The organism is Desulforhopalus sp. IMCC35007, assembly GCF_005116575.1.
GTDB lineage: Bacteria > Desulfobacterota > Desulfobulbia > Desulfobulbales > Desulfocapsaceae > Desulforhopalus_A.
In genome coordinates this window covers 14,562-32,223 of record NZ_SWCN01000018.1, presented here as the reverse complement: position 1 = coordinate 32,223, position 17,662 = coordinate 14,562, and the positions used below count along the sequence as shown (strand labels likewise).

At 46.1% G+C, this 17,662-nt stretch carries 17 protein-coding genes; 16 read left to right on the top strand and 1 reads right to left on the bottom strand.

What is annotated here, in order from left to right; all coding sequences use genetic code 11:
• Window positions 1-106: 106 nt before the first annotated feature.
• The 14 genes from FCL48_RS17500 (at window position 107) to FCL48_RS17435 (ending at window position 14,543) form a co-directional block, all read left to right on the top strand.
• A complete protein-coding gene (locus FCL48_RS17500; protein ID WP_136874002.1) occupies window positions 107-637 on the top strand; it encodes a DUF3833 domain-containing protein in 531 nt (176 codons plus the stop codon).
• 14 nt (window positions 638-651) lie between these two features.
• Window positions 652-1,218, top strand: a complete 567-nt coding sequence (locus FCL48_RS17495) for a chalcone isomerase family protein (protein ID WP_136874000.1) — start codon at window positions 652-654, stop codon at window positions 1,216-1,218.
• 2 nt (window positions 1,219-1,220) lie between these two features.
• Complete coding sequence (locus FCL48_RS17490) at window positions 1,221-1,637, top strand: nuclear transport factor 2 family protein (protein WP_136873998.1); 417 nt, start codon at window positions 1,221-1,223, stop codon at window positions 1,635-1,637.
• Window positions 1,634-2,353, top strand: coding sequence for an SDR family NAD(P)-dependent oxidoreductase (locus FCL48_RS17485; RefSeq protein ID WP_136873996.1), 720 nt, complete (start codon window positions 1,634-1,636; stop codon window positions 2,351-2,353). The genes FCL48_RS17490 and FCL48_RS17485 overlap by 4 nt, the downstream gene beginning before the upstream one ends.
• Window positions 2,350-3,588 (top strand): NAD(P)/FAD-dependent oxidoreductase, encoded by a 1,239-nt coding sequence (locus FCL48_RS17480; RefSeq protein WP_136873994.1) that lies wholly within the window; start codon window positions 2,350-2,352, stop codon window positions 3,586-3,588. Before FCL48_RS17485 ends, FCL48_RS17480 begins: the two co-directional genes overlap by 4 nt.
• On the top strand, window positions 3,585-4,322 hold the full coding sequence (locus FCL48_RS17475) for a DUF1365 domain-containing protein (RefSeq protein ID WP_136873992.1): 738 nt from the start codon (window positions 3,585-3,587) through the stop codon (window positions 4,320-4,322). The genes FCL48_RS17480 and FCL48_RS17475 overlap by 4 nt, the downstream gene beginning before the upstream one ends.
• A complete protein-coding gene (locus FCL48_RS17470; protein WP_136873990.1) occupies window positions 4,319-5,569 on the top strand; it encodes a cyclopropane-fatty-acyl-phospholipid synthase family protein in 1,251 nt (416 codons plus the stop codon). Before FCL48_RS17475 ends, FCL48_RS17470 begins: the two co-directional genes overlap by 4 nt.
• A gap of 1 nt (window position 5,570) precedes the next feature.
• Window positions 5,571-6,059: a DUF2878 domain-containing protein gene (locus FCL48_RS17465; protein WP_240744874.1), complete on the top strand. Its 489-nt coding sequence runs from the start codon at window positions 5,571-5,573 to the stop codon at window positions 6,057-6,059.
• A gap of 977 nt (window positions 6,060-7,036) precedes the next feature.
• Window positions 7,037-7,957 (top strand): transporter substrate-binding domain-containing protein, encoded by a 921-nt coding sequence (locus FCL48_RS17460; protein ID WP_136873986.1) that lies wholly within the window; start codon window positions 7,037-7,039, stop codon window positions 7,955-7,957.
• 3 nt (window positions 7,958-7,960) lie between these two features.
• Window positions 7,961-8,920: a transporter substrate-binding domain-containing protein gene (locus tag FCL48_RS17455; protein ID WP_136873984.1), complete on the top strand. Its 960-nt coding sequence runs from the start codon at window positions 7,961-7,963 to the stop codon at window positions 8,918-8,920.
• A 34-nt stretch (window positions 8,921-8,954) separates the two neighbouring features.
• Complete coding sequence (locus FCL48_RS17450) at window positions 8,955-12,272, top strand: ATP-binding protein (protein ID WP_169309266.1); 3,318 nt, start codon at window positions 8,955-8,957, stop codon at window positions 12,270-12,272.
• 150 nt (window positions 12,273-12,422) lie between these two features.
• Complete coding sequence (locus FCL48_RS17445; protein ID WP_169309265.1) at window positions 12,423-12,722, top strand: PleD family two-component system response regulator; 300 nt, start codon at window positions 12,423-12,425, stop codon at window positions 12,720-12,722.
• A 551-nt stretch (window positions 12,723-13,273) separates the two neighbouring features.
• Window positions 13,274-13,453, top strand: coding sequence for a hypothetical protein (locus FCL48_RS17440; RefSeq protein WP_136873978.1), 180 nt, complete (start codon window positions 13,274-13,276; stop codon window positions 13,451-13,453).
• Window positions 13,454-13,580: 127 nt separating this feature from the next.
• Window positions 13,581-14,543 (top strand): DUF6268 family outer membrane beta-barrel protein, encoded by a 963-nt coding sequence (locus tag FCL48_RS17435; RefSeq protein WP_136873976.1) that lies wholly within the window; start codon window positions 13,581-13,583, stop codon window positions 14,541-14,543.
• A 165-nt stretch (window positions 14,544-14,708) separates the two neighbouring features.
• On the opposite strand, the gene FCL48_RS17430 is transcribed toward FCL48_RS17435, so the two are convergent.
• The gene (locus FCL48_RS17430; RefSeq protein WP_205747747.1) at window positions 14,709-15,029 is read right to left on the bottom strand and encodes a cupin domain-containing protein; all 321 of its coding nucleotides are present in this window, start codon (window positions 15,027-15,029) and stop codon (window positions 14,709-14,711) included.
• 193 nt (window positions 15,030-15,222) lie between these two features.
• Here FCL48_RS17430 and norR point away from each other — a divergent pair, with 193 nt between their 5' ends.
• On the top strand, window positions 15,223-16,788 hold the full coding sequence (gene norR, locus FCL48_RS17425) for a nitric oxide reductase transcriptional regulator NorR (protein ID WP_136873974.1): 1,566 nt from the start codon (window positions 15,223-15,225) through the stop codon (window positions 16,786-16,788).
• A 56-nt stretch (window positions 16,789-16,844) separates the two neighbouring features.
• On the top strand, window positions 16,845-17,624 hold the full coding sequence (locus FCL48_RS17420; RefSeq protein ID WP_136873972.1) for a carbon-nitrogen family hydrolase: 780 nt from the start codon (window positions 16,845-16,847) through the stop codon (window positions 17,622-17,624).
• The last annotated feature ends 38 nt before the right edge of the window (window positions 17,625-17,662 follow it).

Sequence of the window (17,662 nt, the reverse complement as noted above, 5' to 3'; positions counted from 1 at the left end):
ATCAATACAGTATGGTTTTATACTTATTGATCTGAAGGAGTCCTTGCTTATTGTTTCTCTTACGACGCTAAGACTTTTAAAATAGGTGCCCAGGGAGAATCCTCACATGAAATCAATCATTATTTCAATTTTACTTCTGCTACTCAGCGGCTGCTCAGCAATTGACATGAGCCGCTACAGCCACAACACCCCAAAACTGGATCTCTTCGACTACTTTAATGGCAACACCAGAGGCTGGGGGATAGTTCAGGATAGAAAAGGTACCCTCACCAGGCAATTCGTGGTCGACATCGTTGGCCAGGTCAATAGTAAGGGTAACCTTGTACTGGATGAACATTTTGACTGGAGTGACGGAGAGAAAAGCCAAAGAATATGGGAACTCAGCAAGCAAAGCGAGCATGATTATTCAGGAACTGCAGCGGATGTGATTGAAAGCGCCGACGGCAAACTTTACGGAAACGTACTCAACTGGAAGTATCTACTCAACCTGAAAGTCGATGACACGACCTGGAAAATACGATTTGACGACTGGATGTTTCTTGTCAGCGACGAGTTGCTACTCAATAAAGCCACGATGACAAAGTTCGGCTTCAAGGTTGGAGAAGTCACAATTGTATTTCAAAAAGTCCAGCCATAAGAGAGGTGAAGGTCATGCTACACAAAGTAATGATGCTGACAATAGCAGGTTTATTTCTCATACTGCCAGGGGCTCATGCAACGCCCATGGAATCCATGCAGCTTCTTGGTTCTGGTGAAGCCCGCTACCTCCGCTTTATCAAGGTGTACGATGCCTCTCTCTATGCCAATCAACCTGTTGCAGCAGAGGACATACTCAACCCGGACATCTCCAAATGCCTCAATCTAGAATATGACGTGGCCGTTGGCAAAGAAGATTTTATAACAGTCGCCAATACTGTTTTACACCGTCAGTTCAGTAAAAATCAGCTGAGTGCTGTCGAAACTGAACTTGAAGCTCTTCATGACAGTTATATCGATGTCAAAAAAGGTGATAAATACACTCTGTGCTACAACAACAGTGAATATCAGACGACCCTTGCCCATAACGCCATTGAACTTGTTTCGGTGAATTCACCTGCCTTTGCCGAAGTGTATTTCAGCATCTGGCTTGGCAGCACCAATCCTCTTGATGAAAAGCTGCGAAACAAGCTGCTGGAAAATGCTGTGAAAAGTTCTAACGCATCCAAGGGAGTACAGTGAGTATGAAAAATTTCCTCGCCATGTACCAAAGACTCAGTATCGACAATCTGCATCTGCTCGCGGAGGTATACAGGGAGGATGTGCAGTTTATAGATCCCGCCCATGAGATTACAGGGCTCACTGATCTCACCCGTTATTTTGCAGCACTCTATAAAAATGTTGAATCCATAGAGTTCTCTTTTGATCACTTGCTTGAAAATGACAGCGAAGGGTACGTCCAGTGGATCATGACCTTTTCCCACAAAAAACTCTCTGGTGGCAGGCCCGTGAGCGTAAACGGTACGACCTTTCTCCAGTTCGACAACGAGGGGAAAGTCTATTACCACCGAGACTACTTTGATCTGGGCGCCATGCTGTACGAACAGCTTCCCCTTCTTGGCCGACTGGTCAAGTCAATTAAACAGGGCTTAGGAAAATGAAAATTCTCATAACCGGTGCAACATCTGGAATAGGACGACAGCTGGCCCTCGACTATCACACCGAAGGTCATGAAGTATGGGCTCTTGGAAGAAATGCGGAGGCCTTGGAGGAACTGAGTGCAAAAGGCCTGCGCACCGGGCAGGTTGATCTCACCGACCGCGCTGCATGTCTGGACTGGTTCTCCACTCTTGAATCGATTGATCTGGCTATTTTAAATGCAGGTACCTGCGAATATGTCGACCTCCCCGTCTTTGACAGCAGCCTGATACAACGGGTAATGCGAGCCAACGTGGAAACCGTTGCCATCTCAATTGAGGCGGTGCTGCCACTTCTTCGTAAAAGTAGCAATGCTCATCTGGCGGTAGTCGGCAGTTCTGCAGCCTTTGTTCCTCTCCCCCGGGCTGAGGCCTACGGAGCCTCCAAAGCCGCCATTGCTTACATGGTTGATACTTTGCGTATAGATCTGAAAAATGAAGATATTGTCGTCAGCCTGATCTGCCCGGGTTTTGTCAAAACACCACTCACGGACCTCAACGATTTCCCTATGCCCTTTCGCATTACAACAGATGAGGCAAGCATGGCCATACGAAAAGGTTTGAAAAAGAAGAAGGCTCAAATCCACTTTCCCAAGAAATTCACCATCCTTCTTAAAATCTTGTCCTTTCTGCCAGGACCACTCTGGACCATACTTGCCAAAAGGATGGTGAAACAATGACACGTCAGAAAATTGCCATAATAGGCTCGGGAATCTCAGGGCTCACATGTGCCCACCGCCTCAGCAATATGCACGACATAACCGTTCTTGAAGCCGATGACTACATCGGCGGCCATACCCACACCGTACAGGTTGAGAAAGATGGCGAAATCTCAGACATCGACACCGGCTTTATCGTTTTCAACGACCGAACCTACCCGGAATTTATCAAAATAATGGATAGCCTCGGGGTTACCTATCAACCGACGGAAATGAGCTTTTCGGTGAGAAACGACGCAATAGACCTCGAATACAATGGCAACACCATAAACAGCCTCTTTGCCCAGCGAAGAAACATTATTCGTCCGCGTTTTCTGCAGATGGTCTCCGATATCGTTCGGTTCAACCGACAGGTCCGGCAGGCCGCAGAAGACGAAAGCCTCACCATAGGTGATTTTCTCGCCTCAACACATTATTCGCCTCTTTTTAAGGAAAACTACCTGTTACCCATGATTTCCGCGATCTGGTCGATGGGACTTGAAAGCTGCCAGGATTTCCCCCTGCAGTTTTTTGTGCGTTTTTTTGATAATCACGGCCTGCTCAGCATCGTAAACAGGCCTCAATGGTATACAATTAATGGTGGGTCCAGCAGTTATATATCGCCTCTGACAGCACCTTTTAAAGATCGTATCAGACTTGGCACCCCGGTTATCCGAGTTGAGCGGGAAGCAGACAGAGTCAACATTATAACCCCAACCGAATCAACCCCCTTTGATACGGTTATTTTTGCATGTCACGGCAACCAGGCTCTGTCGCTTCTCGCCCAACCTTCTTCTGATGAAGAAGCAGTTTTAGGCGCCTTCACAACCTCAAGCAACAAGGTCGTGCTGCATACCGACACCTCCCTGTTGCCCAAACGTAAACTTTCCTGGGCCAGCTGGAACTACAACATGATCGATGCCGCAACTGAGCAGACAACTCTTACTTATAACATGAACATTCTCCAGCGCTTACAAAAGAAACACACCTACCTGGTCAGCCTCAACCAGGAAATATCCCGTCAGCATGTCCTCCGGGAATTTACCTATCACCACCCGGTTTTTTCCTTGGATGCCATCCGTGCCCAACAAAAGTGGCAACAAATTTCAGGGAAAAACAGAAGTCATTTCTGCGGTGCCTACTGGTTCAATGGCTTTCACGAAGACGGGGTAAAAAGTGGGCTTCGAGTCAGCAACAGCCTGGAGGGTGCAGTATGAAATCATCACTGTATATTGGCACCATTGCCCACCGTCGTCAGCTTCCCGTTGAACATCGGTTTCAGTATCCTTTTTTTATGTGGTTTCTGAATCTGGATGAACTGGACCAGCTGCCTGACCTTGGTAGATGGTTCTCGGCAAAACACTGGGCGCTCAGCAGATTTCACCGGCCAGACTATTTTGGTGATCCGGACCGCCCATTGAGCGAATCGATTAAAACGAGGATGAAAGAGCTCACAGGCCGCCCCGTAACCGGTCAGGTTTGCGGTTTGTTGAACGCGAGAACCCTTGGTGTGTATTTCAGTCCAGTTAACTTTTATTACGGCTACGACCATGAAGGGAATTTTACCCATTTTCTAGCGGAAGTCTCGAATATCCCCTGGAATGAGCGACACCAGTACGCTCACTATGTGGGCAAGGGAAACCTTAATCCCGATCACCCGAAACAGTTTCACGTATCGCCCTTTAATTCTGTCAACCAGCACTATAACTGGCAGCTCGAGGCACCGGACAGGACTGTTTCAGTCCAGCTTGGGGTGAGCGATGAACGGGGCCACATTTTCACGGCACGGCTCCAGCTTGAACGCCACCCCCTGACCCTCGGATCTGTGAGAAAAAAACTAATGGAAAAACCTGCAATGACGCTGTCCATCATTGCAGGAATATACTGGCAAGCCTTTAAATTATACAGAAAAGGTGTTCCTTACGTTGCCTACAAGAAGGAGATGATATGAATGGAATAACCACAACGTCCTCCACGTACAAAACATCCACAGCCCAAAAGGCTTTGCCACGTAACTGGTATCGATCGCTTTTCTTAGAGATGCTGAAAAATCTGCAACATGGCAGGGTAACCTTGCAGGAGGCTGGCAGAAAATGGAGTTTTGGTCACGAAGGCCCACTCCAGGCAAATATTACCATCCTGGATCCCCGTACCTATAAAAAAGTACTCTTTGGCGGTTCCATTGGTGCCGGAGAGGCCTACTTCAACAAACTCTGGGATGTGGATGACCTTACTGCGCTTGTGCGCATCATGGTACTCAATATGTCCCTGCTGGACAGGATGGAACGAGGACTTGCCTGGTTTACCCGGCCCATCGATCTCTTCAAACATATCCTCAACAGCAACAACAAGAGAAAGGCAAAACAGAATATTCTCGCCCATTACGACCTTGGTAATGAAATGTATGGGGCTTTTCTCGACCCGACCATGATGTATTCCTCGGCAATCTATCCTGAAAAATCAAGTAGCCTGGAAGATGCTCAAGTGCATAAACTTGAGACCATCTGCAAGAAACTGAACCTGCAACCCACGGACCGGATCATTGAAATCGGTTCTGGCTGGGGAGGTTTTGCAATTCACGCCGCACGCAACTATGGCTGTCATGTCACCACCACAACCATTTCAGACGCTCAGTTTGCAGAAGCAAGTGAAAGAATTGCAAAGGAAGGACTCAGTGACAAAATAACCCTGCTGCAAAAGGACTACCGGGATCTCTCGGGACAATACGACAAACTCGTCAGTATCGAAATGATCGAAGCGGTCGGCGATAAATTCCTGCCTGGATTTTTTAAAAAATGCGGAGAGCTCCTCAAACCAGAGGGAAAAATGCTGATCCAGGCCATAACAATCTGCGACCAGAAGTATAAGCAATATGTGGGTGGGGTCGATTTCATCCAGCGATATATTTTTCCCGGAGGCTGCGTACCCTCCAATGCCAGAATGGCGGAGCTAATCTCAGAGAAAACCGACATGGTAATACGCCATATTGAGGATTTTGGCTTTGATTACGCTAAAACTCTGAAAGACTGGCGAACCCGCTTTGCCCATGCCTATGAACATCTACGCCAGAACGGCTACGATGAAACCTTCAAGAGATTGTGGGAATTTTATCTATGTTACTGCGAAGGAGGATTTCTCGAACGATCCATCAGTGTCGTCCATGTTGTTGCCACTCGTCCAGGCAACAGAGAACTATAACATGATACGAATTGTCCTCAATATAGCCCTGTACCAGTCGATCTGGTTTTTATCTGTGCTGGGTGGCAACAAGGGAGCCTGGGCCGGTCTGCTTCTTCTTGTTATACACCTTGCACAATCACGGTGCAGGGTTGTAGACATCAAGACCATGACACTGGTGCTTTTTATCGGCCTCCTGGTTGACGGGATACTGCAGCAGATCGGCTTTTTCAGCTTCAGGGTGCCAGGGTTTCCCATACCTTTCTGGCTGATGGTTATCTGGCTGGGACTTGGGATCACACTTCACCATAGCCTCTCCTGGCTCAAGACACAACCGCTTCTGTCAATGCTCTTTGGCGCCCTCGGAGGTCCGGCAGCCTACTGGGCAGGAGCCCGGCTTGGGGCCTCGACATTCAACTGGCCCCTCCCCACCTCTCTACTGGTTCTGGCCCTCATCTGGGCCCTGCTTTTTCCAGCGATCATGCTCTGGACAGTAAAGATAAAGAAATAATTATTCCCTCCTTATTGTCGGCAGGCAGTTGAGTTTGTGCTGGAAGAGAGAATCATACTTTTCGACAAAAATTATCATTTAATCTTAGGTGCTTTTATGTTTTCCTATGGAATTAATTTCTGAGAATTTCACAATTAATTTTAACCTCATTCGTGTTGTCAGTGTTGTGGTATCAACAGCCAACCCTGACAACATTTTTCACATACGAGAAGATAAAACTGAGGCCCTTATTTAACGCAGCCCAAGTATCAGAGATACAGGAAGCATGTTAACCGCCCCCTGCAGAGGTCGAGGTTTAGGTACTCTTTGGTACGTTAGTGAGGGCTGTCAAAATCTGTATGCGTAGAGCATTGTCACTTGTACCGATATAGATTTTGGCATTTCAAATTTAACTATAGCTCCATCAACAAATCGCAAAAAGAATCCGTTTCATGTCAGTGTGTAGAAATTGTCATTCCAATAATGGGGTCAGCCCCCTTTGGTATTCGCGCTATATATGGTGCTACGACCTCATCATTTCCGAGAACCTCAAATCCGCACCTCGTATTGCAAAAATGTAACCCGAATAGAAACCCGGACAACAAAAATAGTCCTCCATATTCTCCGCCTCACAAATATGTTGTGTAACGTAATGATTTATCAAACGTTTTTTACAATGTGTTTATGCTGGTCCTTTTGTTGCTTAAAATAGAGCCGAGTTCCTTATGACTCCTCAAAAAAAGCATCAAAGGAACGATCCTTTAAGGTATTGGATAATCAGTTGAGGCCAACGAGAAAAAGCAGGAACGATGTTTTTGCATGACAAAGAAAAAGAGTGAAAATCGATTTCATAAAGTCTGAAAACGAGTTGTAACACAGCTTCACAATCAACTCTTCGTTGTTTTTCATTTAATGATTGTTTCACACTGGTAGGTACTGGCGGTTGATCCGCTCTTTTGTGGACACCCTGCAATTATTGTTCAAAGAAGGAGAACTCAGTGAATCGAAGGTTACATAGGCTAAAAATACACCTGTTAGTAGAGGTTGCAATGTTTTGCTTTCTCATTCCGGCAACAATTTACGCAACCAGTCTTCAAGATATTCGTCAAAATGGTGTACTGCGGCATCTTGGTGTTCCCTATGCTCATTTCGTCAGACATACCAACACTGGTGTCGATGGGTTGGATGTTGAGATGATGCAGCTTTTTGCAAAACATCTTGGAGTGCGGTACGAATATGTAGAAACTTCCTGGAAAGATGTTTTTGGTGACGTGACCGGCAATTTGACCCAAGTCAGCGGTGATGACGTAATGACAATCGGCACGACCAGGGTGAAAGGCGATATTGTGGCCAATGGCCTGACTGTATTGCCTGACAGGCAAAAAAGAGTGGATTATTCGATCCCCGTTTTCCCAACCGGGGTGTGGGTTATGGCCAGGGCTGATTCTCCCATTAAACCCATTGCACCAACCGGAGATATCGGCAAAGACATTGAGCAAGTAAAGGAATTACTCAAGGGGCATTCTGTGCTGAGCATGAAAGGAACCTGTCTGGACCCGGACCTGTATGATCTCAACTCGACCGGAGCCGATATCCATTATCATACTTCCAGTCAGTTCCTGGGTGATATTGCCCAGAAAGTAGTCAATGGAGAAGCTGAAATAACCCTCTTGGATATCCCGGATGCACTGATCGCATTGCAAAAATGGCCCGAAGAAGTCAAAATTATCGGTCCGATTTCTGCTCGGCAGGTCATGGGGATTGCTGTCGCGAAAGACTCTCCGGAACTCCTTAATGAGTATAATCGCTTCTTTCGGACCTGCTGGGAAGATGGAACGTATAAACGACTGGTTGAAAAATACTATCCAGCTGTATTTTTATACTTTGGAGATTTTTTTAAGAATAGTCTGGGAGAGTAAAAGATGAATTTTGAAAAAAATACAAAGACAAGAGTGGCAAATACTGACACCATTGCGAACAAAGCAGGTCGGGGACTTGGCGATCTCAGGATAAAACAACTTTGTGCCACCCTACTTGTGTTGCTGATATGCGTGGTGAGCAATACAGGGCGGTGTGGTGATCTAGATGAGGTATTGAAAGCAGGAAAATTGAGGCACTTAGGAATTGTTTATGCAAACTTTGTTACCGAGGACAAGACTGGGCTTGATGTTGAATTAATGCAACTCTTTGCCGCGCACCTGGGAGTGAAGTATGAGTTTGTCGAGACAAACTGGACAAACATCCTGACTGATCTCACTGGAAAAGTTATCAAACCCAAGGGCGATGATGTCGAGATCATGGGAACAGGGCCAATACGGGGTGATATTATCGCCACGGGCTTTACAATGCTGGAATGGCGAAAAAAAGTCGTCGACTTCTCGGAGATGACTTTTCCAACCGGTGTTTGGCTTCTAGCACGCGCTGACTCGAAATTGCAGCCCATTGTTCCCACAAATACAATCACAAAAGATATTGAGGCCGTCAGAAAAAACTTGAAAGATGTCTCAATTTTGGGTTTGCAAGGCAGTTGTCTTGACCCGAGTCTTTACAATCTGGATACGACTGGCGCCTCTATCCAGCTTTTTCCCATTGACCGCGATCTGAGTGAAATGATCCCATCGATGATGGCAAAACAGGCCAACACCACCCTCATGGACTTGCCGGTGGCATTGATTGCCCTGGAAGATTGGCCGGGCCAGATAAAAGTAATCGGCCCGATCTCTGATCCTCAGATAATGGCTTGTGCTTTTCCCAAAACATCTCCAAAACTCCGACAGGAATTCAATAATTTTTTCAATCAATGTAAGGCGGATGGCACCTACAAGCGTCTTGTAGAAAAATACTATTCATCTTTGTTTGTGTATTATCCTGATTCGTTTTAAAGATTTGGCTGGTTATTTTTCTATATGAATTCAAATGTTTAAAATGCCATTTGTTATAGTAGAGCGCAAACAAACCTTGACAGTGCTGGCCTCGGGTGTGCTGTTGGCATTATTCATAAGTCTGTTGATCGTCGCGAACTACAGAAGCCAGGTCGCGTTGCACGATTCCGCCATCAAACAGTTTGCCCTGAATCTGGAAAAACGAGCGGCATCCCTGGGTTACTTTTTTTCAGAACGGAAATTTGATCTACGTTCAATTGCTGTATCAGCCGCTGTAAAAGGATATTGCAGCAATAAGGCCATGGGTATGTCCGAACAATATGGACTCAAGGTCAACCTGTATATCATTAACCAACTTTTTAATACAACGATTACAGAAAAAGTCATCCGAGGAGATACGATATACAGGCGATTCATGCTGACAGATGAGACAGGGAAGATTCTGGTCGATACTATGCCTTCAGCGCAAAGTAATTCTCCTGTTCTTCCGCGAAATTCTCCGGCACTTGAAAAAGGAGAACCTGACATATTCATTGAAGTGGTGAATGGGGAGGCACAAATCGTAGCCGAGATTCCCTACATTCACAAAAATCATTTCATGGGTAAGGTGATAGCCTGGTTGGCCCCCGAAACTCTGATTTCTCATTTCCTTGATAATTCAACGGAATTTGGCTACGACGGGCTTAATCTGGTAACCAACGATGGGCAGAATATCTGTCCCCCCCATTTGGGGCAGCCTTGTCCCAAAATCAAATTGCCACCTGGATTCCTTGCCACCGTTCCCACAGAGAATTTTTTACCTCTCACTTTGCCGACAAAAGGTAAAAGCGCCGGAAAAGTGATGATGACCCGCCTTGCCATTGACAATATGCCTTTGTCTCTTTTGGCCTGGATGAAAGATGAGGGATACCTAAACTCTCAGGCATCATGGTATCTTATATTCGGTACCTGTTCTTTAGCCATTGTTATACTGTTTGGCATTGGGGTATTGATGCGGTTTAACACACAAAAAATCAGCCTGCAGAAACAGTTTAATGAGTCCAGGCGGCAGCAGAAACTCCTCAAAGTAAAACACCAGCAGCTTTTAGCTGAAACAGAAAAACGCCATAAAGTAGAACAGCAGCAGGAACTTTTAAAAGTAAAACATCAGCAACTTTCAGAGGAAATCGAAAAACGCCACAAGGTGGAGATGAAGCTTTTAGATTATCAGCAAACTCTTGAGGAGAAAGTAGAAAAACGTACAAAGGAGCTTCAGGAATCCACAAATAAAGCCATTTCATTAGCCGAACAGGCTGAAGCCGCAAACCGGGCCAAATCGCAATTCCTTGCCAACATGAGTCACGAAATCCGAACTCCCATGAACGGGATTATGGGGATGACGCATCTGGCCATGGAATCACGTGATGAGAAACAAACTCATCGTTTCTTGCAAACAGTAAAGAATTCTGCCGAGAGTCTGCTTGGTCTTCTCAACGACATTCTTGATTTTTCAAAAATTGAGGCTGGCCAACTGTTATTGAGTAAGCAGCCTTTTCTCCTTAAAGCAGTACTGGAATCAGTCATCTCCACAATGAACATGTCTGCGGTGGAAAAAGGGATTAAACTGCAAGTTACAGAACAAGAAACACTGCCACCTGCTATTATAGGAGATGACTTAAGGCTCCGGCAAATACTCTTTAACCTGGTTGGCAACGCCATAAAATTCACCAATGGTGGTACTGTTTCGATCATGGTAGCGTCGAGGCAAGATCCTGAAGATGATAATAATATAACACTACTTTTTTCCGTATCCGATAACGGAATCGGGATAGAGGCAGATAAACTTGATACTATTTTTAACAGTTTTGAGCAAGCAGACAGTTCCTATGTCAGAAGCTATGGTGGTACAGGTTTGGGCCTTGCCATCAGCAGGCAACTTTCCAGGCTAATGGGCGGAAAAATGTGGGTGGAAAGTGAGGTTGGTGTGGGTAGCACTTTTCATTTCACGGTCAGTATGCAATCTTGCGAAAAGGCGTTGCTTCAGGGTCAGGCCTCCAGGGATGCGGCGATTGAGCCAGTTATAGATTTAAATGTATTGGTTGTCGACGACAATGAGGTGAATCGCGATATCGCTCGAATGGTTCTGGAAAAAAATCACCATGTTTCCACAGCGGTTAATGGTCTGGATGCGCTTCATACTCTGATTGCCAAACCTTTTGATGTCGTACTCATGGATGTCCAGATGCCGGTGATGGACGGGTTGATGGCTACCATGATTATTCGTGCCGTTGAGGAAGGCCAAGAGAGGCACCCCAATATATCTACAAATATATTCAAAAGTCTTCAGACGAAACTTTTAGGCAAACACCTTCCTATCGTTGCCATGACGGCCCATGCCATGGAAAGTGATCATGAACTTTGCTTGAAGGCAGGAATGGACGATTATGTAACCAAACCTTTTAAACCTGAGCAGTTATATACATCCCTGTGGAAGATCAGTGGCAAGCACGAGGATCAAAAGGTTCTCGTTGAGGATCCCGCCCCCGGTACTCAATATGCTGAACAGGCTTCCATTAAGCAAATCGTATCTTTTTTACACTCCAACATGAAGAGAAGCAGCGAACAAATAAGAAGTTTTTTGGATGCTTCCCATAAAAATATAGCAGATAACCTTGATAAGATGAAAAACGCTCTCGATCAAAATGAATTAGAGCCATTTTCGACGTCTGCTCATACAATCAAGAGTAGTCTGTGCCAGTGCGGTCTTTTTCATTGGGCTCAAAAGGCTCAATCTCTATGCGATAATGCCAGATTCCAAGCAGATTATCCTTATTTAGCAAAAGACCTTGATACATTGCGTAATGGACTTGAGCCAATATTAAAGAACGTAATCAAACCGTTCAAGAGAGAGGATCTGGTTGCCATTGTAAATGAAGTTGTAGCTGATAAAAATATCTCTCTCCTGCAGGTAAAGCAGGAATCTGATAATCAAGAGCAGGTATTTGGAGCGCCCATCAAAGAAGAGTATGATTTAACCTTCCAGGCTCTTCGTTATCTGGAGAATGGAACAGGGTTGACCGGCGCTCAAATTCAGCGAATAATCACTGCAGCCTCAGCCGGTATTCAAAAAAATTTAAAAGAGGCTACCGTTACATTGGAACAGAAGGATTTTCTCTCTGCATCAAAAACTGCCCATACATTGAAGGGAACACTCCTGCAGTTAGGACTGAACGATTTGGCGGGAAGAGCGGAAGAAATGCATCAGGGGCTTAAAAATACACCTGATCAGGATTACACTACGATCTTAAATGATCTTAAAAAGGAGTTAGAGGGTTTTGGTTCTCTCCTCCATGATCAGAAGGCCATACTTTAATTGGTCATCACAAGCAATTTGTGTGCATTTTATCCATATAGCCCTCATGTTCAAAGTGCTGGGGCTCAGCCATCCACAGGTTAGGTTACGAAAACAGTTGATAAACCCTCCGACCGGGATAAATCTCAAGTAAATCCCGCTATTCTTATTGTGGATGATGAGTTAGCGGGCAGGTTGCAGATAAAATTTACTCTCGAGAATTCCGGATTCAAAACTCTTGAAGCAGAGAGTGGTGAAGAGGCGTTGGAGAGTTTTATATCCGAATCCCTGAGCCTTATTCTTCTCGATGTCATCATGGAGGGGATTGATGGGGTTGAGACGTATCGACAAATCCGTCGTTTACCGGGTGGAAAGCATATACCTATCGTTATCGTCCGCGCGCTTGAAGATGAACAGACTATAGGACGCCCCATTTCCGAAACTGAAATCAGCAATGTAACATCGAGCTGACTGAATCCGTGGAACAATGGCGAAAAAGAGATCTTTCCACTATACGTCTTATACTCAGGCGTAAAATTGAACACTAGAGGCCATTCCTGTTTCTCCTCGGTCTTTTCAGGACTAAAACCTATTAAAATTCACTATGCGATTCGAAAGAGATGTTTCCAGACCATCAACCGAGACACTTGCTCCATTTCTGTCCATCATCGGCGTTGACACTTTCATATCAGTAGAGATGATCCATTAAAAGTGGTCAGACGTAACTCCTCAAATCATATTATCCACCGATATCTCCTCCGTCTTTTTTTAATAAGCCTTTCAACAAGGCTGTTTCTCTCTGACAGCAAGGGAGCCAGACCGTAATAGTACTTTTCACTACTATTAATGCCTGTTTTACTCTCATTGCGCAGCACCAGAGAAGAGTTAATGTATTAAGCACAAAAGCATAACAACCTAAAAGACTACTGGTTGAAATACAGTAGGAATCTCTTTTAGGATGCTTGACTGAAACCAAATAACTTTTTGAAAAGAATACGCTGAAAATATAATAGGAGAACACCATGAAAGGAAAAGTAATTGCTCAAGAATTCAGTAAAATGGTATGGGTACAGGATAATAACGGAGCTGAGTACGCCTGTTCTATCGATCAATCAAAAAACGTTAAAAATAAAGAAGAACTGAGCCCAGCTGAACAAAAGAGCTGTGTGAATTTAAGTTCTGTTCTCGGTGACAGCTGGTAGATAAAAATATTTCCTATACAAGCCCCACGCCCTCTGTTACATATTATAGTATGAGAGGGTGTTTTTTATTAGCATATGTAAGCCCTGCCAATCCTTCTCCACTCGCCAAACTTTGGGAGAAATAACCTTGGGACATATCCGTAATATGCGCTACCAGACCTCCTTTACGACTGTACTTTTTTCCAGCGTCCTGCTTTTCCCAGCGCTTCTTTTAGCAGAGGCTAGCGATCCCCCTTCACAGCCTCCAGAAACACGCTCACCCTGGTCGACCTTTAGCCGTGGTGGCGCTCTCCACCAGTTTGATTCGGATCTCGACGAGGGAGGAAGTTATTCCAGCAGCAGATTCAATATTCAGGCGGGACAAGGTTACAGCTGGGATAGACAGACCGGCGTCTCGCTGTCCCTCAGCTACAGCTATGACGATTACTCATTTTCGGATATCACAAACACAGGTGGAAACAATAACTCCTACTGGGAAGACATCCACTCTGTCTCACTGAGTGCGCCTGTACGTCTAGGCTTAGACGATAACTGGTCCGCATTTCTCTTTCCCTCTCTGCGAACTTCCGGAGAATCCGGTGCACGTTTCAGTGATACAATAACCGGAGGAATGTTTGCTGGGGCCGCCTATAAATTTGGGCCGACACTCACCATAGGCCCCGGTCTTGGTGTCATGACTCAGCTTGAGGAATCTCCGTCCATTTTTCCTATCCTCATTATCGATTGGAAAATTACGGACAAAATCAGCCTTGAAACCGGTCGAGGCCTTGCCGCAACGCTTGGACCCGGCTTGACCCTCAATTACCAGGCAAATTCGAAATGGCGGCTTGGGCTGGGTGGACGGTATGAAAAACTCCGTTTTCGTCTGGATAAAAATGGAAGCACCCCAGGTGGCGTAGGGGAAGATTCGGCCGTTCCTCTTTTTGCCAGCGCTACCTATAATATGAGCCGGAAGGCCACAGTAAGTATCGTTGCTGGTGTAGAACTGGCGGGTGAAGTAAAGGTTGAAGATAGTAAGGGCCATACAATAAGCGAGGATTCCGTTGATCCAGCTCTTTTTACCGCCCTGACTTTTAACGTAAGGATGTAATACGGGTCAAGTCCTATGCGGGCTATTACAAACGGCATCGCCTTACTCAGGTCTTCTTTTCATCCCCCGGCAAAGAACTTTCACAGGGGGGTGAAAAGACTCATGACTATTCCTTAGAGATACACCCTGCAGAACAGTAGCCTATTGCCTCATTAAACAGGCAGGTCAAATTGGTGGGGCAATAGTTACTAAAATTCTCATCTTCGATGTTGCCCGCACGCCGTGAGGCTCGCGAATCTCGGAGATAAGGATATCACCCTGGCGCGCAGGGATCGCTGCATCACCCTCACCAAGAAAAAAACCTTCTCCTTCCAGGACCTGGATTGAAAGCTCTCCGTCCAAGTCATGGGAATGAACTGGAAAAGTAACCCCCTCGTCGAGGTTGAAGTTTATTATTTTGAAATTCTCTGAATCTTCCACCAGAAAAAATCGTTTCATTGCCTTTGGAGTATATTCATTTGTATCTGCAAGCTGTAGTACTTTCATATCGTATTCCTTTATGAGATGTTAAGGTTCAAAGAATGGCAACTCTACCTGCCACAATGCTCTTTGATGGAATTAAAGCAATAGCTGTGCCATTATTCCCATCCCTATTTTGCTGGAATTTTTCACAGACGTTGTGCTTTTAACAACATACTCAGGTTGCCATTCCAACAACAACGTTGTATAATTTACAACTATGGATAAACTTGAAACCCTTGCTGCTATAGCGACCAATCTCACTGCCACCTTAAGTGCCACAGACCGCTATCAGCGTCTTCTCGAGGCACTGCATATTGCCATTCCCTATGACGCTGCAGCTCTGTTCAGGGTGGAGGGCAATGCGCTTATCCCCCTTGCTGCCCGGGGACTTACCCCCGATGCCATGGGTCGGCAATATTCTCTGAGCAACCATCCCCGCCTGCAGACAATCTGTAATTCCCAAGAGCCGGTACTTTTTTCAAAAGATAGCCCACTGCCCGATCCGTTTGACGGCCTGCTGTCAGCAGATCCACGAAAAACCCACCACATCCATGCCTGCCTGGGCTGCCCGCTGTATGTAAACAATCGACTCGTCGGGGTACTCACCGCAGACGCTCTTGCTGCAAATGCCTTTGATCATCTTCCTCTCGAATATATCAATGTTATCGGACTGATGACAGGGGCGCAGATGCAGACAGTTGATCTCCTCACCGCTCTTGAGATAAAGGCAGAACGGCAGGGGCAACTTGCAAGCGACCTCATGGCAGATATTCACTTTCAACGGGGACAGAAGATTCTCGGCCAAAGTGCAATAATCCAGCAGCTTCGTCAGGAGATTGAACTCCTGGCAAAATCCGATTACACAGGCCTCGTTCTTGGCGAAACAGGGGTGGGAAAAGAGCTTGTCGCCCGGGCAATTCACAATCACTCGCACCGCAGAGACAAACCGTTACTGTATCTCAACTGTGCGGCTCTGCCCGGAACTCTTGCCGAGAGTGAACTCTTTGGCCACACCAAGGGTGCTTTTACCGGGGCAATAACGGATAGAACAGGAAAGTTTGAACTGGCGGACGAAGGTACTCTTTTTCTTGACGAAATTGGCGAGCTCTCACTTGAAATTCAGGCAAAGATTTTAAGGGTAATCCAGGAAGGTGAGGTACAGCGCCTTGGCTCTGAAAAGATGACTTTTGTCGATGTACGCCTCATCGCTGCCACCAACAGAGATCTGGAGCAGGAAGTGGGCCTGGGAAGGTTCAGGGCCGATTTGTATCACCGGCTCAACGTATACCCAATCAAGGTCCCACCCCTCCGGGAAAGAAAGGAAGATATTGCAATCCTGGCGGGCTATTTTGCGGAGCGATCCATGACCAAGCTGGGGCTTGGCGCCGTCCGGATCAGTGACAGTGCCCTGAAGCTTCTTGGCCGTTACAGCTGGCCCGGCAATGTCAGGGAACTGGAAAATATTATCTCCCGATCTGTACTGAAAGCCTCAGCAAACGCAGAAGGATCTGATTTTATAACGATCCAGCAAAACCACCTGGCCGGGGATCTCATTGCCACTATCTACGCGACACCCACGGCGGTCAGCAGCTTTCCCTCCCCTCCGGGCCAAAAGATTTCGCTAAGAGAAGAGGTGAAATCTTATCAGATTCAATTAATTAAAGAAGCTTTGGATAACAATGCAGGGAACTGGGCTGCTGCCGCCCGCGATCTTGACATGAACAGAAGCAATCTGCACAACCTTGCAACGCGCCTGGGACTGCGGCAGAAAAATGACCTGTAATCACGATCAAGCTGATTACTTCAAGCAAAGAAGTTTTTATAAATAAGAGGCACGCCATGCAGATCGCACTCATTCAACTGGACGTTGTCCTGGCCGACAAGAAAGCAAATTTTGCCAATGTAAAACGGCTGGTAGACAAGGCTATGGCCTCCTCTCTCGCACCTGATCTTATCGTTCTACCAGAGCTTTGGTCCACCGGCTATGCCCTTGAAAGTCTCGACAAGCTTGCCAGTAAAGAAGGAAATGAAGAAGCTGAATTTCTCGGCAAACTTGCCCGAAAGCACCAGATCTGGTTTGCCGGAGGCTCCGTCGCGGCAAAAACAAAAAGCGGTATCAGCAACCGGGCGCAGATTATCGACCGCAGTGGTAACCTGCAGAAAACCTACGACAAGATTCATCTGGTGCCAATGCTACATGAAGATAAATACCTGATTGCAGGAGATTCGATCTGCGTTTATGAAATTGAAAAGATCATCTTCGGCTTTGCCATCTGTTACGATATTCGCTTCTGTCAGTTTATCCACAAACTCGCCCTTCTTGGAGCCCAGGCCCTGATAGTTTCCGCCCAGTGGCCTCTGGTACGCCTCAACCACTGGCAAACCCTGCTCCAGGCCCGCGCCATTGAAAATCAATGTTATGTTCTGGCCTGCAATAACGTCGCAGCAGATACCCCTCCCTTTGCCGGGCATTCCGTCGCCCACGGACCAGATGGCAGTGTACTCTGTCAGTGTGATTTCCAGCAGGAGGTGCGTCAGGTAAGCATTGACCCTCAACTGGTAGAAAAAACGCGTCGGGAGATTCCACTCTTTGCAGACAGGCGGCCTGAATTGTATTGAAATCTGGCAATGTGTTATTCAAGGTAACATCAAGAACA